The 17,878-nt window shown below is 44.8% G+C and carries 16 protein-coding genes; 7 read left to right on the top strand and 9 right to left on the bottom strand.

Features of this window, described 5'->3' with window-relative positions:
- Positions 1–50 precede the first annotated feature (50 nt).
- Entirely contained in the window at positions 51–956 is a 906-nt protein-coding gene (locus tag G7035_RS03100) for a glucose 1-dehydrogenase (protein WP_019686347.1), read from the bottom strand.
- A 79-nt stretch (positions 957–1,035) separates the two neighbouring features.
- On the bottom strand, positions 1,036–1,788 hold the full coding sequence (locus G7035_RS03095; RefSeq protein ID WP_019686348.1) for an MBL fold metallo-hydrolase: 753 nt from the start codon (positions 1,786–1,788) through the stop codon (positions 1,036–1,038).
- Between the two features lie 159 nt (positions 1,789–1,947).
- Between G7035_RS03095 and G7035_RS03090 the strand changes: the two genes are divergently transcribed.
- Positions 1,948–2,373 (top strand): Lrp/AsnC family transcriptional regulator, encoded by a 426-nt coding sequence (locus G7035_RS03090; RefSeq protein ID WP_017426389.1) that lies wholly within the window; start codon positions 1,948–1,950, stop codon positions 2,371–2,373.
- 63 nt (positions 2,374–2,436) lie between these two features.
- On the opposite strand, the gene G7035_RS03085 is transcribed toward G7035_RS03090, so the two are convergent.
- Positions 2,437–2,913 carry a GNAT family N-acetyltransferase gene (locus tag G7035_RS03085; RefSeq protein ID WP_019686350.1) on the bottom strand — a complete coding sequence of 159 codons (477 nt, stop codon included), beginning with the start codon at positions 2,911–2,913 and terminating at the stop codon, positions 2,437–2,439.
- Between the two features lie 131 nt (positions 2,914–3,044).
- On the opposite strand from G7035_RS03085, the gene G7035_RS03080 reads away from it, so the two are divergent.
- The gene (locus G7035_RS03080; RefSeq protein ID WP_019686351.1) at positions 3,045–3,968 is read left to right on the top strand and encodes an EcsC family protein; all 924 of its coding nucleotides are present in this window, start codon (positions 3,045–3,047) and stop codon (positions 3,966–3,968) included.
- Between the two features lie 83 nt (positions 3,969–4,051).
- On the opposite strand, the gene G7035_RS03075 is transcribed toward G7035_RS03080, so the two are convergent.
- Positions 4,052–5,320 (bottom strand): MFS transporter, encoded by a 1,269-nt coding sequence (locus G7035_RS03075; RefSeq protein ID WP_019686352.1) that lies wholly within the window; start codon positions 5,318–5,320, stop codon positions 4,052–4,054.
- A 207-nt stretch (positions 5,321–5,527) separates the two neighbouring features.
- Entirely contained in the window at positions 5,528–5,989 is a 462-nt protein-coding gene (locus tag G7035_RS03070; protein WP_230877817.1) for a hypothetical protein, read from the bottom strand.
- A gap of 509 nt (positions 5,990–6,498) precedes the next feature.
- Between G7035_RS03070 and G7035_RS03065 the strand changes: the two genes are divergently transcribed.
- The 5 genes from G7035_RS03065 to G7035_RS03045 all read left to right on the top strand — a co-directional run bounded on the left by G7035_RS03065 (position 6,499) and on the right by G7035_RS03045 (position 14,682).
- The gene (locus G7035_RS03065) at positions 6,499–8,268 is read left to right on the top strand and encodes an acid phosphatase (RefSeq protein ID WP_019686355.1); all 1,770 of its coding nucleotides are present in this window, start codon (positions 6,499–6,501) and stop codon (positions 8,266–8,268) included.
- A gap of 276 nt (positions 8,269–8,544) precedes the next feature.
- A complete protein-coding gene (locus G7035_RS03060; protein WP_017426394.1) occupies positions 8,545–9,951 on the top strand; it encodes a sucrose-specific PTS transporter subunit IIBC in 1,407 nt (468 codons plus the stop codon).
- Between the two features lie 40 nt (positions 9,952–9,991).
- Positions 9,992–12,250 carry a beta-glucosidase BglX gene (bglX, locus tag G7035_RS03055; RefSeq protein WP_019686356.1) on the top strand — a complete coding sequence of 753 codons (2,259 nt, stop codon included), beginning with the start codon at positions 9,992–9,994 and terminating at the stop codon, positions 12,248–12,250.
- Positions 12,243–13,634: a glycoside hydrolase family 32 protein gene (locus G7035_RS03050; protein WP_019686357.1), complete on the top strand. Its 1,392-nt coding sequence runs from the start codon at positions 12,243–12,245 to the stop codon at positions 13,632–13,634. The genes bglX and G7035_RS03050 overlap by 8 nt, the downstream gene beginning before the upstream one ends.
- A gap of 214 nt (positions 13,635–13,848) precedes the next feature.
- Positions 13,849–14,682 carry an AraC family transcriptional regulator gene (locus G7035_RS03045; protein WP_019686358.1) on the top strand — a complete coding sequence of 278 codons (834 nt, stop codon included), beginning with the start codon at positions 13,849–13,851 and terminating at the stop codon, positions 14,680–14,682.
- Between the two features lie 134 nt (positions 14,683–14,816).
- On the opposite strand, the gene queF is transcribed toward G7035_RS03045, so the two are convergent.
- The 4 genes from queF to queC form a co-directional block, all read right to left on the bottom strand.
- On the bottom strand, positions 14,817–15,314 hold the full coding sequence (gene queF, locus G7035_RS03040) for a preQ(1) synthase (protein ID WP_017426398.1): 498 nt from the start codon (positions 15,312–15,314) through the stop codon (positions 14,817–14,819).
- Positions 15,315–15,749: 435 nt separating this feature from the next.
- Positions 15,750–16,628, bottom strand: a complete 879-nt coding sequence (gene queE / locus G7035_RS03035; protein ID WP_019686359.1) for a 7-carboxy-7-deazaguanine synthase QueE — start codon at positions 16,626–16,628, stop codon at positions 15,750–15,752.
- On the bottom strand, positions 16,621–17,112 hold the full coding sequence (gene queD, locus G7035_RS03030) for a 6-carboxytetrahydropterin synthase QueD (protein ID WP_019686360.1): 492 nt from the start codon (positions 17,110–17,112) through the stop codon (positions 16,621–16,623). Before queD ends, queE begins: the two co-directional genes overlap by 8 nt.
- Complete coding sequence (gene queC / locus G7035_RS03025) at positions 17,105–17,788, bottom strand: 7-cyano-7-deazaguanine synthase QueC (RefSeq protein ID WP_019686361.1); 684 nt, start codon at positions 17,786–17,788, stop codon at positions 17,105–17,107. Before queC ends, queD begins: the two co-directional genes overlap by 8 nt.
- Between the last annotated feature and the right edge of the window lie 90 nt (positions 17,789–17,878).

Genomic DNA, 17,878 nt, shown 5'->3' with positions numbered 1-17,878 from the left:
TGCTGGAGGTTTGCTTGTATGTTAGGCCTTATGGCTATTAGCCAGCCCAACTAAGTCGTCACCATTTGTCCGCCGTTCACATGTAGCGTTTGGCCCGTAATGTAGGATCCGTCATCCGAAGCCAGCAGCACATAGGCAGGAGCCAATTCATAAGGCTGCCCGGCACGCTTCATTGGTGTATTGCTGCCGAAGGTACGAATGACTTCAGGCGACTGTGTGGCCGGATTCAGCGGAGTCCAGATTGGACCGGGAGCAATGGCATTCACGCGAATACCTTGATCGACCAGATTATTAGCCAAAGCGCGCGTGAAGCTGACAATGGCTCCTTTGGTAGCTGAATAGTCAATCATATTTTTTTGCCCAACATAGGCCGTAACCGATGCCGTATTGACGATGCTGGCCCCAGCCCGCATATACGGCAAGGCTTCTGTAGTCATATGGAAGAAGGAAATAATATTCGTATCAAACGTATCACGTAGCTGCTGTTCACTGATATCCAAATAGGATTCGCGCACAAACTGAATCCCCATATTATTAATGAGGATATCAATACGACCGAAGGTTTCCATCGTTTTTTGAACAACCAGACAGCAGTTGCTTCTAAGCCTTAGATCACCTGGAATTAGCAAGCAACGTCGGCCAAGCCGGTGAATGACATCACGGGTCTCCATCGCATCTCGATGCTCATCGAGATAGGCAATGACCACATCGGCCCCTTCCTTGGCAAATGCGACTGCAACCGCGCGACCAATGCCACTGTCCCCGCCGCTAATAATCGCCACCCGATCCTGAAGCTTTCCCGTACCGATATACTTTGGATTATCAAAGATAGGGCGTGGAACCACCAGGTATTCCAACCCCGGCTGTCTATATTGATGCTGGGGAGGAAAAGCAATCGGAACTTCTTTACATTGGGTTTCTGTACCATAATAAGGATGCTGATATTGCCAATTCATTTAATAATCCCTTCTTTTAGGCGTTTTGAAATCCAATATATTCGAAATAGGCGCAAACGGTGAATCGGGAATTATCGCCTTATGCCGAAATCGTCGCTCCATCTGCCGGAATATGGACGCGCTTCTCCAGACCTTCACGATGGATATGTTCCGTAAGCTCGGAGCGAGTCAGTACACAATGGTTGATGGCTTCCATATGGACAGCAACGACTTGGGTGTAAGGGGCATGCTGTGCAACAACTGTTACATCTTGGGCAGTCATAATAATGGGATCGCCCACTGTAAACCGCGCTCCTCCAGCGTTTACGATCGTCCAGTCTGGGCGGTATTTATCCAGTGCTTCCGCGACTTCACTGCACCAAATGGTATCCCCGGCCACGTAGACGACAGGCTCACCTGGAGCCTGAAATACAAAGCTGGATACGGGTCCCATCTGCTCCCCTATTTCTCCAGTACCGTGATGTCCAGCAGTACGGTTGATCTCAATTTCTCCCACAGAAACAGCCACCGAAATCGGAGTAACCTGTGTAAAACCGTCAGCCATGATTTGTTCTTCATTTCCGGGCTGGCAGAAGACGGGAAGCTGTTTGTCCAGCCAGCGTACTGCTGCCGGGTCCCAATGATCCAGATGCAAATGCGTGACGATGACCACGTCAGGCTGTCCAAGCGTCTGCCATTGTGGTGGCAAGGGAACCAGCGGATTGCGGAGAGTGTTTTCCGTATTGGGAACTGGTGGATTTAGGCGAGCATCACTCAGCATCGGATCAATCAGAAATTTTACTCCTGCGTATTCGATCCATAAGGTTGCGTTGCGGATTAGTGTGATATTCATATATGGAAGCTCCTTTGATCGTAAATGTTTTTTTGACCGAATGTATTTTCGGCCGTTCTTTGTTTCTGCTACAATCATATCTGACGCAAGCAGATGCAGGCTACGGCCTGCTGAAAGGAAAACCAGCATTCTCGTTTCATCATGAAAGGAAAAATAACTATGGAACTATTCGTACCTGATGAGACCGACCTGCGTATTCTTCATCATTTAATTGAAGACAGCTCTTTAACGCATAAGGAGATCGGTCAGCTAGTTCATTTGACAGGCCAAGCAGTAGGGGCGCGTGTTCGAAAAATGCAGGATGCAGGTATTATTGAGGGCTATACACTACGCTGGAACCCGGAGAAAATTGGGCAGACGATTCATGCCTTTATTACGGTTTTTCTGAATTCAGGAACGACTCACAGTGCTTTTCAGACTTTTGCACGGGAGCATTCCTCTATTGTCGAAATCCATCGGGTGAGTGGGGAGGGCTGTTATTGGATGCGGGTACGCATGTCTTCACAGTCAGAGTTAAATACGATGCTGGATGAACTTACAAAGTTTGGTAACTACAAATTGAGCTTTTCCATTGGCGAAATTTAATGATAAAAGCTTTCGGCATTTTGTGCCGAAAGCTTTTGTTTACGAGGGCAATTGAAGTCAGCGTTATACGCTCATTTTAAAAATATGCTGCAAGCCGTGTTGTCCCATTTTAGTGTTACCTTCATCGATAAAACCGCATTTGAGATATAGACTTTGGGCAGCAAGATTACGGGCATTGACGCCCAGTACAATCTCGCGAATATGTGGAAAGTGTGTAGAGATGAACTGTGGTAGCAGAAGCAGTCCTTGTTTAGCAAACCCATGTCCTTGATCTGCGTAGTTAATTGAAAATGCACGCAGTAGCAGTGCCACAGAAGTATTCGTATAGTCTGCTAATTCATCTCCATCGTATAAAATGAAAAATCCAACCGGCCTTCCAGTAGCCGTAATCACGACAGGATGGCGGTGTGGATCTTCCTTGGCCAGTGCCAGCATTTCAGCTGGCATTCCAGTAAATTGCTTCTGCTCCTCGGGCAAATAAAAGGTATGTAAAATCGCTTCATGCTCACAATGGTAAGGGACAAGCCCTATATTATTCATCATTACACTCCGATCTGTACAAATTTTAACTTACTATACATCTCGTTTGCTAAAAAAAGAAACCTGAACTCGCCTTACTTACGTATTATCCATACATAAACTAGCATAGTCAAAAGGAGACGTCTACGCTTATGAAGCCGCTTATAGAATATCGGGAAAGTCAGGATGTATTGCACCAAGAGCTGAAGCAGATTGAAAAGTGGGAGAAGGAGCAGAAGGATATTTTTTTCTGGGAAAAAATCGGCAGATGGCCCTTTATGCTGTTGGATCGGCTGACGCCCAAAATCATTAAGGACAAGCTGGAGCAGTTGCTTAACGAGATGGGTAGCTTCATTCAAAATGGTGGCAAATATTTGGTGAAAGAAGAAACAGTCCTGAGTAAGCTGAACAAGACGGCCCGTGAATATATGATTCAGCAAAATGGTGCAGCTTCCGCCTCGGATACGGAGAATCAGCCCCATTCCGGGGAAAATGCAGATGCAGAACATAGTGCCGAATCCACGTGGGATTTGAAGCAGGCGGCTGAGCTTCCGCTAACGATCATGGATCAGACTGCGGACGAGATGACGTCGGGTCGCATTACCTTTGCCACCGCTCAGGGAGCAACCACGGGAATTGGCGGTGTATTTACAATTGCGGCGGATATCCCTATTTTGCTTGGCTTGTCACTCAAGGTGTTTCAGGAAATCGCTTTGTGTTATGGATTTAACCCCCATGATAAGCAGGAGCGCATTTTTATTATTAAATGTATGCAATTCGCTTCATCTGATATTGTGGGGAAGAAAGCTGTATTAGAGGAACTGGCCTTGTTCGATGATCCTTCACGTCAGGCACAGGTTTTTTCCCAGATGCAGGGTTGGAAAGAAATCATTAACACCTATCGTGATCAGTTTGGATGGAAAAAGCTGCTGCAAATGGTCCCGATTGCGGGGATTTTGTTTGGCTCCATTGCCAATCGAAGCGCTATTAGTGACGTAGCTGAAGCAGGGAAAATGCTATATCGGAAGCGCCGTATTTTGATGCGTTTGGCAGAAGAAGAGAATGGATTGGAGTAGAAGTGGGGAATTACGTTACTTTGCTACAAAACCTTTGCTATAAAGGTGTGCAGCGGCCTAGTTGGCCGCCGCACGTCAGCCTGTTACACTTCGGCTCCATTTTCTTCCGCCCAGCGATTCAGGGTTTTGTCTGTAGGAAGTAAGAAGGTTAAAATGCCGAGCAGTGGCAAAAAGCCGCATAGGAACATAATGTTGGTGATGCCTACTTTGTCGATCCAGTTGCCGAGCACGAGTGCACCTACACCGCCAAGGCCAAAGGCCAGGCCCGTAATGAGACCGGACACCGTCCCGATTTTGCCAGGCACGAGCATCTGTGCATATACGACTGTGACCGAAAAGCTGGACAACATAATAAATCCAATAATCGCCAGCAGGATCGCTGTCCAGAATTGGTTGGCATAAGGCAATAGCAGCGCCAGCGGTGCAGCTAATACCATGGACAGAAAAATCATATTGCGTTTACCAAAACGGTCTGCCAGCGGACCACCAAAGAAGGTACCTAGCGCTCCAGCCCCGAGGAACAGGAAAATGTACAGCTGTGCATCCGCCAATGGCATTTTAAATACTTCCATCAAGTAAAACGAATAGTAGCTTCCCACCGAGGTCGAATACCACGAACGGACAAATACCAGCAGAATGAGGACAATCATGGCAAACATAATACGGCTGCGCACTTCGGGTTTCATGCGGCGTGTCGCCGCTTTTTTGCGTGCAATGCCTTCTGTACGGAGGACGTTACCGTACCAGCGGGCAATGAATGACTGCACTACAATCCCGGCTGCCGCAATACCTGTGAACCAGATGGCGCCAAATTGCCCCAACGGGATAAAAATCCAGCTTGTGAGCATCGGTGCCAGCGATTGGCCTGCATTGCCGCCAACCTGGAAAATGGATTGTGCCAATCCCCGGCGTGATCCTGCCGCCATATGGGACACGCGCGAGCCTTCCGGGTGAAAGGCAGCTGAGCCCAGACCTACGAAGATGACTGCGATTAGCACCGCTTTATAATCGGCAGCATAGGCGAGCAGCAGCATGCCGGTCAGCGTAAAGCCCATACCGATGGGAAGGATAGCGGGCGTAGGTCGTTTGTCCGAAAACAAGCCAATGACAGGCTGCATGATCGAAGCTGTAAAGTTGATGGCGAATGAAATCCAGCCGATCTGCGTGTAGCTCAGGCTCATAGATTCCTTCAGGATCGGAAAGATCGCTGGAATGACCGATTGAATCGAGTCATTGAACAGATGGACGAAACTGATCGCAATCAGAATCGCAAAAACGGTACCTTTCGCTTGCGGCCCCTGGAGGGGGAGCGACTGGCCCGTTTCTTTTTTTGTAGCAGATTTAGTAGTCATGGCAACCTCCGGGTATGTATGTATATTTTAAGATATAGGAAGCAATCCATTTGCAGCAAATGGCTGAAAGTGGGATAAAGTCCCTATTTACTCATCGCTGCTTGCCCATCCTGCTGGATACTCTTTATTGCTCGATCCTTTAATTTACAACAGATTATCTCGCTCTGAGTGTATTGTATCTGTATAAGATATCCTTTACTTATCATTTTACTCTCTAACATGCATGAATTGGTTCAACTCGTCTTCAGGGATTATTAGATTTCCACAGTAGACTAAATTGGAATGAAATTCCCATTCGCCATATGCCACCAAATGGTTATCATCCTTAACTCTTTTAATTAATGCCCAAATCCCAAGATTACTTTGTGCGTTTGCATCAAGAAGAATCCAATCCTTATATTGCAATAGCTGAGCCTCTCCAAACATATGAAATGAATCCAGATATCCTGTTCCATCACGGGGTGGCATTTCATTACATACATTTTTCAATAGCAGGACTTCCTCCACTCTGACAGTGATCCAAGCTCTTTTTTCATTTTCCGATATGATGTCTTCAAATCTACATTTAATAAACGCAGAGAAGTTGATCTCATCAGGCTGCTCTTCCCAACCATTAAAATGTGAATAAGCAGGTTTGAATAAAGTCCAAAAAGTTTCTCCAACGGACATATGAAAAGGAAAATATACTTGTACTTTTTTGAATCACCTTTTACCGGAGGTATCAATGCTCTCTCCCATATTTCATTATTTAGATCTGGAGTATGATGTTTGAAATCCGCCCAGTCCATAGCATCTTCGATGGCTACAATCTCAAAATCTTTGTTTTCTAACAGGGGTTTATCTGGTATCTGTTTACACGCTCCACATTTGAAAGCAATAGTTTCCTCGCTCATAAGACAACCTACCTTAATTAGATTTTATGGTCCAATACACCAACTATATTGATCATAAGCACATATCAACATGGTGAAAGTATTACAAACAATAAAAACTATTCTATGTTGAATGTTGTTGATATTCCTTTTACATATAAATAAGCAAGAAGAATTTAACAAAACTAGGCTCTTTATTTAACAAACTTAAGATATGATTCTTTATGTCATACAACTTGTTGTATAGGTGATAGCTCTGAAGAGAAAGTATGAAGGGCACAAGAAAAGAGAGGATCTGATTTGAGAATGAAATTGCTAAGAAAACCACTATCAGTTGCATTATTATCTGTACCATTACTTCTAGGTTCTCTGGGTGGAAATTACGCGAGTGCAGCAACACTGCCAACAACAGTAACTCCAACAGAACCGTCATGGGGATATTTCGTAGATCATTACAAAAATAATAGTTCTGCTAATAAGACGGAAAGCTCCAATCCGACTCTCGGGTTGCTCTCTGAATTTAATAAGCTTTGGACTCCTGGGGCTACCTGGGACACAGGGACTAAGCTAAATAGCAGTGTACTGGACGCTAATATTCAAAAAGTGATTGATATTGCTGCCCGTCGCACTTCCAGTGAGGCCGATGCGGCTTATTTGGACGACCGCCGAAATCAGAGCTACAGTGTAATCGACGGTCTGGGTTCGCTGACTGATATATATCGAAAGAAGGCAGGTGCCACGACAACAATCAACGACGTTCCGGCCGATGCCACAACTAAAAAATATGAAGATGAGGGAACGAATGCAGGGGATACCAGTTCCAGTCTCGGCAACGTCGTGAATCTGGTCAATACCTTGCGTGGGGACTACTCTACGACGAACCCGGCCAAATCTTACTTTAGTTATCCTCGTCCGTTCCGCTGGAGCGACAATTCAGTAGTTGTTCCAAGTCTGATCCCTGCCCTCAAATCTGATGCTACTAATGATGGCGGCTTTCCTAGCGGTCATACCAATGCTGCATACCTCAGTTCTATAGCTATGGCCTATGCCATGCCGGAGCGTTATCAGGAATTGCTGACACGAGCTTCGGAGCTGGGCAATAATCGTGTTGTTGCTGGGATGCATTCCCCGCTTGATGTTATGGGAGGACGCGTCATGGCAACAGCGATGGCTGCTGCGATCCTGTCTGATCCAGCCAATAGCAACTTGAAGAAAGCAGCTTACCAGGATGCTCATAAACAATTGCTGTCCCAAAAAGGTACAGCCCCAGATCGTTTCAGCAATTATGCTACGAACAAAAAAAATTATAATGAACGATTAACGTATGGATTCAGTCAGATTAATCCAGCTACGACGCCCATGACAGTACCTAAGGGAGCTGAAGTGCTGTTGGAGACACGTCAACCTTACCTTGACAGCACACAACGCCGTTGGGTATTGGCCACTACAGGCCTTCCATCCGGTTATCCTGTGCTTGACGATGCCGAAGGATGGGGACGCTTGAACCTGTTTTCCGCTGCGGACGGCTACGGTGCTTTTGCCAATAATGTTACGGTGAATATGGACGCTTCCAAAGGCGGTTTCAATGCATTGGATCGCTGGCGCAACCATATTTCTGGTGTTGGAAAGCTGATTAAAAAGGGAACAGGTACGTTGAAGCTTATGGGTAGCAATACGTATTCCGGTGGTACACAGATCGATCAAGGTATACTTGAAGGTAATTCGGAGACAGCTTTCGGAAGTGGTACAGTTACAAATAACGGGGGAACTCTTCTTAAAAACAATGCTGGAAAGCTGATTGTTGGCAGCAATTACAAACAAACAGCCAAGGGCAAGCTTGAACTCAATCTGCAAAGTAAAAATGATGTACTCAAAATTAAGGGAACCGCCCAACTTAACGGAAAATTACGCCTGAATTTTGCTAACAAATATGTACCAGCTAGCGGTGCGACCATTTTAACCTACGGTAAACGAAGCGGGGAATTTTCTTCCATCGAAGTAGCAGGTTTGCCGAGCAACTATAAAGTGAAGGTTGTCTATACAGCTGATCGTGTTCAGTTGAAAGTCACGAAGTAACCAAATAGGATAATAAAAAGAGCACCTTTGGAATACACCGGATAAACCATGAAGTTATCCAGTGCCCATTCTGAAGGTGCATTTTTTGTTCCAGTATAAAGCCTATTTTTCGGAGTTATTTATAGCCAAGGGTATAAAAAGGTCAAAATTTGACCTTAATGTAGTAAAATAATCGCACTGTTTGAAAGCGCAGTCATGTTATTCTTAAGAAGCATATTAGTCCAAGTTTTAAAGGTTCAGACTAACTAAGAGGAACAGAGGAAAGGAAGAAGACTGATGAGTCTTGAGAAAGAATACGTTAAAATAGCCCAGGATGTCATTAAAGGGCTTGGTGGAGAAGACAATATTATTTCCATGGCACATTGTGCTACACGGTTGAGATTGATTGTAAAAGACAGGGATATTATTGATGATGAATTTATTGAAAATATTGATAAGGCAAAAGGGGTCTTTTTTACCTCCGGACAATACCAGATTATTTTTGGAACCGGTACCGTGAACAAAGTTTACGAAGCGATGGTCGGCCAGAACGTATCTGCTACATCAAAGGCAGAGCTGAAAGAGAAGGCCTCCACGCAAGATGATAACTTTTTCAAAAGAATGATCCGGGTTTTTGGGGATGTATTCGTTCCCATTATCCCAGCATTGGTAGCTACCGGCTTGTTTATGGGAGTTAGGGGCTTGGTAACTCAGCCTGCACTGCTACAGTTATTTGGACTTACACCGGATGATATTTCTGCGAATTTCATATTATTTACGCAAATACTGACCGATACTGCTTTTGCCTTTTTACCCGTGCTGGTCTGCTGGTCTGCATTCAGAGTGTTTGGCGGGTCGCCGATCTTGGGAATTTTGCTCGGACTCATGCTGGTAAGTCCTTCTTTACCTACTTCCTGGGATGTCGCTCAACATGTGAAGGAGCCTCTTTTGTTTTTGGGCTTCATTAAAATCGCAGGCTATCAGGGTTCCGTTCTGCCGGCGTTCATTATAGGGATCGTGGGAGCGATGATGGAGAAAAGAATCAGGAAATCCGTTCCTGAGGCATTGGACTTGATTCTGACACCGTTTCTGACATTGTTGCTCACACTGGTACTGGGCTTGTTCGTGATTGGTCCCATCTTCCATGAGGTAGAGGTTTTAATATTATCGGCCGTTACAGCTATTTTGAAATTGCCATTTGGCATTGGCGGGTTTATTTATGGTGGCATTAATCAGATTATTGTCGTTACCGGACTGCACCATGCGCTCAACCTGATCGAAATACAGATGCTGGTGGATGGCGGCTGGAATATGGTTAACCCGATCAGCTCGGCCTCTATTTGTGCACAAGCAGGTGCGGCGTTAGCTGTCGGCCTGAAATCGAAAAGATTAAAAACCAAATCTATTGCCTATCCTTCTGCCGTGTCTGCACTGCTGGGCATTACAGAACCGGCAATTTTTGGGGTGAACATTCGGTATGGTAAACCATTCGTGATGGGCTTGATTGGAGGAGCGGTTGGAGGATTCTTCGCACGTATCTTTAATGTTCAAGCCACAGGCATGTCGATTACAGCTATACCTGGCTTGTTATTGTATCTGAATAATCAAATTTTTCTGTATGCTTTAGTTTGTTTAATCGGTTTTGGTGTAGCATTTGCGTTGACGTGGATCTTTGGATTTAAAGAAAAAATAGAGAACAAATAGAGAACAAATAGAGAATAAATAAAATTTGGTGGAGAAAATCATGGACAACAAAACATTGCTTGAAAAATTGAATAGTCTTTCAATAGAAGAGAAGATCGGCCAGCTCATCCAACTGACTGGTGATTTTTTTGAAGGAGACATGGATACGGTTGTGACGGGTCCTTTGAAAAAATTGGGGCTAAACACGGACTATAATATTTATAACACGGGCTCCATATTAAACATTACCAACCCGGAAAAAATAATCCGGTTGCAAACCGATTATTTGGAAAAATCGGTTCATAAAATTCCACTGTTATTCATGGCGGATATTATCTATGGCTATCGAACCATTTTCCCAATTCCGATCGCTCAAGCATGTAGCTGGAACTATGAGGGGATAGAGAATGCTGCTTCGATTGCTGCTCAGGAGTGCTACGAGGAAGGCATTCATGTAACCTTTTCCCCCATGGTAGATATGGTTAGAGATCCTCGCTGGGGGCGGGTGATGGAATCACCTGGAGAAGATACCTTGCTGGCACAGAAATATGCGCAAAGCGTAGTTCTGGGAATCCAGGGCAGCAACTTGGAAGATGGAGCCGTACCAGCTAATAAAATTGCTGCTTGTGTCAAGCATTTTGCCGCTTATGGAGCACCTGTAGCGGGACGTGAATACAATGCCGTGGATCTATCGGAGCATGCATTGCGAGAATATTATTTACCTGGATATCAAGCAGCAATAGAAGCGGGCGCCAAGCTTGTCATGACGGCTTTTAATACGTTGAATGGGATACCTGCGACTGGAAACGAGTGGCTTAACCGTGACGTACTAAGACAGGAAATGAATTTTGACGGTGTATTGATCTCGGATTACGCCGCTATTGAAGAGTTAATCATGCATGGTTATGCCGAAGACGAGGCTTCCGCTGCCAGGCTGGCACTGTTGGCGGGCGTGGATGTGGATATGAAAACGGCAGTGTACGCTAATCAATTGGAGAATGTAATATCTGGTAACGACTATATGCTGGAGCTTCTGAATGAAGCTGTATACCGTGTCTTAAATCTGAAAAATGATTTGGGGCTGTTTGAGGACCCATTCCGCGGATTACAGGAAATCGTTAAACGTTCAACCAGCAGCATTCTGTCAGACGAACATAAACAAGCGGCACTGTCCTTGGCAGAAGAATCCGTTGTGCTGCTGAAAAACGAAAATAATGTATTGCCATTGTCAAAGGAAACGAAGATAGCTTTAATGGGTCCCTATGCAGAAGAAAATTCCACCCTGGGTATGTGGGCGATCAAGGGAGAGCAGACAGACACTATTAATTTGAAAACGGGGTTGTTACAGCTTGTTGGCCCCGACAATCTCTCGGTATGTAGAGGAAGTTATCTGCTACCTCTTGATGCAAGGGAAACGTTCGATAAATATGCGGACAAACTGGCTGTTGAAACCAGGTCCGAGGAAGATCTACTGCAAGAAGCCATTAGGCATGCAAATGAAGCAGAGGTCATAATCCTTGCCTTGGGAGAAAGTATTTATCAGAGCGGAGAAGGTGGATCACGAACGAATCCGACGCTGCCAGAGCCGCAATTGAGATTACTTCATGAATTAAGCTTATTGGGCAAAAGGATCGTTCTGATCGTATATAGTGGAAGACCTTTGATCCTTACCGATGTTGTTGAAAAGGTTGACGCTATAGTTCAGGCCTGGTATCCAGGAACGATGGGCGGAGAAGCACTGGCTAATATATTGTATGGGAAAGTAAATCCGTCCGGGAAATTAGCAATGACCTTTCCACGTAGCGTCGGTCAAATTCCGATCTACTACAATGAGCTGAATACAGGGAGACCGAATTTAAAGGAAAATGGCTCTTACCGCTTTGCATCCCGATATATAGATGAAGTGAACGAACCCTTGTATCCGTTTGGCTACGGTTTATCTTATACCTCATTTGAATACAGTCTATTAACCGTCAGCCAAAAGGAAATAAAAACAAATGAGTCAGTGGATATCCGTCTTTCTGTATCCAACACTGGAACGTATGATGGAAAAGAAACGATTCAATTATATATTCGCGATAAATTTGCAAGTGTTGCAAGGCCAGTGAAAGAATTAAAAGACTTTAGAAAAGTATTACTACAAAGCGGCGAGACTACAGTTGTGGAATTTTCAATTGATGAAGACATGCTCAAATTTTACGGGCGTGAAATGGAATACAAGAGTGAGCCAGGTGAATTTGAGGTTTATATCGGTTCAAGCTCACAGGACATTTTGCTAAGCTTTAGTTTTACTTTGTTACCGGAGGATAAACATGAATAAAAGCGACGCTTATCATCTTAAATATCATATTACTCCTCCTTACGGGCTATTAAACGATCCTAATGGACTTGCCTTTTTCAATCAACAATATCATGTGTTCTATCAGTGGAACCCCAAAGGAACCGAACATCGAAATAAATGCTGGGGCCATGTAGTTTCGAGCGATCTGGTGCATTGGCAAAGGAAAGGCATCGCGCTTGAGCCTTCGGAATGGTATGACAAGGACGGCATTTATTCCGGAGGCGCCATAGTCCATGATGAAAAGCTGTATCTGTTTTACACAGGAAATGTAATCAGGGAAGATGGAGTCCGAGAAAGCTATCAATGCGTAGCCATTTCGGAAGATGGGGAGCATTTCGAGAAAATGGGTCCTTTGTTTGAACATCCACAAGGCTATACCAGACATGTCCGAGACCCGAAAGTATGGAGAGATCGGAACGGGAACTGGTGGCTGATCGTTGGCGCTCAAAGAGAGGATTTGACTGGAGATACGCTTATCTACAAATCTATAAATTTGTCTGATTGGGAATGCCAAGGATCATTTTTGGACCATGATCATGAATTCGGATATATGTGGGAATGCCCTGATCTACTTCAATTTGCGGAAAATGATATTTTTGTGTTCTCTCCTCAGGGCTTACCAGAAGCAGGCGAATATTATAGAAACCCTAACCAATCGGGATATGTTGTTGGGAAATTAACGAGTACAGGAAAATTCAACGGAAACCTTGCCCATTTTAAAGAGCTTGATCGGGGGTTTGATTTCTACGCGCCACAATCATTCAAGGTGAATGATAGAACCATTATGTTCGGATGGATGAGCGCCATGAATGAAGAAGCAGAGAGGGCTGTTCCCACCATTCAGGAAGGCTGGATTCATGCGCTGACTCTTCCTAGAGAAATCGTATTGTCTAACGGTGTGCTATACCAGAAACCATTGCCGGAATTACAATTGCTAAGAATGGACGGTGTACATTCCAAGGAGAACATTCACAAAAATAGGGTTTGGCTGCTGCCTTCCCTACAGGTGGAGTGCAATGTTCATTTTTCGAAGCTTACAGAGAACTTCAAAATGATAGTCAGAAATGCGGTGGAAATTGACTATGATTTGGAAGAAAACAGTTTAACCATATGGAGAACCAACTGGTTGACGAACCAGAGGGAGTACAGAAAAGCAACATTAGCCAATCAACTTGTAGACATGCAAATATTTATAGAAAGCTCAAGTCTGGAGATTTATGTGAACGAAGGCGAGGAAGTATTTTCTCTGCGTTATTTCTTGGAAGATACGGAACAGCGCAGTGTGATGCTTGATGCAGGAGATAATGAAGGGGAAATTGAGATTTATCAGCTGCAGGAATGTGGAGCCATAATCAATCATTAAAACTTTATTCTTATCTTTTACCTGAGAGCTACAAGTAGGCAAGGAAAGGCTGTTCATTTCTCCGTTTGCGAGAAGAACTGCCTTTTTTTGTCTTAGTCGACTGAAGAGATTTCAGCTTGTGTAGGCATTTTACTATCGGTATAGTATGAGTATTAGAGTATATGACTGAATATAATTACTGTTGATTACTCATAGCTGGTTGATGAGGTGTCGTATGAAGAAAATATATGAACATATTGAAATAGACAGAAGAAAAATGATTAACCTCTTTATGTTTCAATCGACAGATACAGAAAGAGTCATCCCTATGCATTTTCACAGTAATATGGAATTAATTTATTGTACAAGTGGAAGTCTTAAGGTGTGGCATGAAGGAAAAATAACCATTTTGATGGAAAAGGATGCACTGTTCATTAATAGCAATGTACCGCACTCCACCCAAAGTATTACGGAAAACCAGGTCGTTGTATTGCAATTTCCAGCTACCTTTTTTGCCAATGAACAAGTATTCATCCAATTAAACACGCAAGAGCAACAAGTTGAACATACTATACTTTCTAAATTAAGAGAGTTATTTATGGATATATATAACCTGCATATTTCCAAAGGGAAATATGACTATATTTTAGAGCAAAGCCGAATTATTGAACTTAAGTATTTGCTCGTTAATCATTTTAGTCAGGCAGCAGACCTACAGCCGGAGGTATTTAGTGAAAAGCAGCAAAAGATAAAGACGATCATGGACTTTATTAAAGAACATTACGCTGAAAATATTAGCCTAGCGAAAACAGCCCGAATCTGCGGCTATTCAGAGGCCTATTTGTCGAGAATGTTTCATGAATATACAGGTCAGACGTTTACGGAGTACAAGCAAATTCTTTGTTTGGAAAAGGCGATCGATTTATTGGAAACAACGAATAAGTCACTTACAGAAATCTCTTACGAGGCAGGCTTTCCAAATGAAAAATCGTTTAGAAAAGCTTTTAAGGAAGTTATGGGGAAAACCCCTTATGAATATAAAAAATCAAAATTTGATCTGAGTGTGTAAACGACGCCACAAGCGCAAATTTTTTATGGATTATTTTGATAGACTAGAAACATAGGGGCTGTCCTTGAGTCATTTTATGACTATTGGGACAGCCCCTTATTTATATTTGTAGCGAATGAGTTGAGGGGATCAGCCTATCGATTATCCACCGTCTCTGGATACATGTCATGGTTCATCATACGGTGTTCTGCGATTTGCTCATACTTCGTTCCCGGCTTGCCGTAGTTGGTGTACGGGTCGATAGAGATACCGCCGCGTGGCGTAAATTTGCCCCATACTTCAATGTAGCGAGGGTCCATCAGCTTAATCAAGTCATTCATGATGATATTGACGCAGTCTTCATGGAAATCACCGTGGTTGCGGAAGCTGAATAGGTACAGCTTAAGGGACTTGCTTTCAACCATTTTAATATCAGGAATGTAGCTGATGTAGATGGTCGCAAAATCAGGCTGTCCTGTAATCGGGCAAAGGCTGGTGAACTCTGGACAATTGAATTTTACAAAATAATCGCGGTACGGGTGTTTATTATCAAAGCTTTCGAGAATGGCGGGATCATAGGCAAATGTGTATTGTGTGCCTTGATTGCCAAGTAGGGTAACGTCGGTCATTTCTTCAGGTTTTCTTCCGGTCATATTGAGTGAGGCTCCTTAAAGTTGGTTTAGTTTGGTAAAAGAGAGAGGGAGTTATGGTGGGGAGGTTCGGTTAGGCGACGCTTCGCGAAGGATTTGAGCTTCCGATCGCTGTTGAAATGGGATTCTTTCTGATAAAAGATCTATAGGTTAGAATCCCATTTCAAAGGCGAACGCTAACGCTTCTCCAGCTTCAAATCCTCCGCTCCGCTGCCGACCGCCGTCATCACCATAAAGTCCCTACCCGTTTACATGTGGGTTGGGCAGAAGTGAAATTTCGCTCCTTATATTTAAGGAGCGTTATTTTATTGAGAAACCCCGTCTCGCGGACGAGGGTTTCTCTTGATTTATAGTTATAGATGTTGAAAAGTACTACGATGAATTTGGCGTATCTTGTGTATCACATACAGACCACATGGAATATATTGTATATGCATGTTATACGCCGCGTTTGTTGCCCCATACGAGGGTGTGGAGCTGCGGGAGTACTCTTACATCGTTGAGCCGGGAATCGTCCATGACACGGTCGATAAGCCATTCATAACGATGTAAAAGAGACTCTGCGATCTGCCCGGTGTTCTCCGTGTTCACATCTGGATTACCCGTCTGGAGGAACAACGGTACGTGTGGATAGCGCTCATGAACGGTGCGGGCATAGGCAAGATCGGTGTCATCGAAGATGACGACCTTCAGGCTGCATGCTCCAGCATATAGTCTGACCGATTCATCCTCTGATTTCTTTGCGGACGTTGTGATGGAGACGTTTGTTGTAGACTTGGAGGCTCCAGCCATTTTCCGGTTGGTCAGACGGACCACGATATCATCCAGCACGTCCCAGTTGGTCGTCATGCCAGAGCTGGGCGGCTTCGGGGATAAGGTCACCTCATCAATATCGTACAGCCATTCCTGCCAACGGGAGCCTTGTGTTTCGATCGCTGTAGCAATGCCTTGACTGCGTAACAGGGTAATCAGCGTCCCGAGCTGTGGCAGCAGGGCGGGATTGCCTCCGGAAAGGGTCACATGCGAGAACTGTTCGCCGCCGATGGACTGTAGCTCCTGCCAAATATCTGTGGCACTCAGACGGCGAATTTGATCCTTGGCGCTGCCGTCCCAGGTAAAGGCGGAGTCGCACCATGAGCAACGGTAATCGCAGCCTGCGGTACGAACAAACATCGTTTTACGGCCAATGACCATACCCTCGCCCTGAACGGTGGGACCAAACACCTCCAGTACAGGAATAGGGGCTGTTTTAGCCTTGTCGGAGGTTGTCATAGGTTGGTGAGTAGTTACAGTATTAGCAGTTACAGTATTACTCATCGAACATCCACTCCCGTCGGAATTCGGCGTAGCTGGTAGGTGTCTCGAATAGTCTTACAAACTCGGTACGTCCGCCTTCAACACGATTGCAGTATGCATCCGAGGTCAGGGCTGACTCCATTTGTTCAAAGATCCAGACGACCATGTTTTCTGCCGTTGTATTCATTGGCGGAAGCGTCTCATTCAAATAACGGTGGTCCAGAAAAGGCTCAATTCGCTCTTTCCAGATCGTTTTAATATCACCAAAGTCCAGCGTCAGACCTATTTCGCTCGGTATGCCGCTTATGCCAAATACGACAATATAGGTATGTCCGTGCAGATTTTTGCATTTGCCTTCGTAACAGTGCAAATGGTGGGCTGCATCGAACGTAAATTGTTTGCTTACAAGTACACGCTTGCGGTGATAACGCAACTGAGAGTGTTCAATGTCTGTCCCGAACTGCTGGAGCTTGTCGACAATACGAAAGGTACCTGGCTCACGCATGGCCTTCAGCTCCTTGGGACGAAGCGCCGCGAACTGCAAGATACTGCTCCAGTCCCGCACGACGAAGATTGCAAGCAGGACATTCGCCACAGCCATCGCCAATGATGCCGTTATAGCACGTTAGTGTACGGGTTCTTACAAATTCAAAAGCTTTCAGCTCATCGGCCATTTGCCAGGTTTCGGCCTTGTTCAACCACATGAGCGGGGTATGAATTACAAAGGGATAGTCCATCGAAAGGTTCAGTGTGACGTTCAGCGATTTAATAAAGGAATCCCGGCAATCGGGATAGCCGCTGAAATCTGTCTCGCAAACGCCTGTAATGATGTGGCGCGCTCCTTTTTGCTTGGCGAGAACCGCTGCGAAGCTCAGGAACAAAAGATTACGACCGTCTACAAAGGTGCTAGGCAGTTCACCTTCCTCTTGAGTAATGTCAATGTCGGTGCGTGTGAGGGCATTGGGGGCAAGTTGGTTGAGCAGGCTCATATCCAGTACCGTTTGCGGAACACCCAGCTCGCTGGCGATTCCGGCGGCAACTTCAATTTCCTGCTTGTGGCGCTGACCGTAATCGAACGTCACAGTTTCTACTTCGGCAAAATGTTTTTTTGCCCAAAATAAACAGGTTGTACTGTCTTGGCCGCCGCTGAATACGACGACTGCTTTTTCTTTTGTAAACATAAAAAAACCTCTCGATCTTCTGGGAATGGTGTAAGACACAGAGTCTTGTCACGTGGAAGAAGGAGAGTTCTTGAACCGGCTTCAACAAAA

The organism is Paenibacillus polymyxa (genome assembly GCF_015710975.1).
Taxonomy (GTDB): Bacteria; Bacillota; Bacilli; order Paenibacillales; family Paenibacillaceae; genus Paenibacillus; species Paenibacillus polymyxa.
Note: the sequence above shows the minus strand (reverse complement) of the source record. Positions and strands in the feature narration are given on the sequence as shown.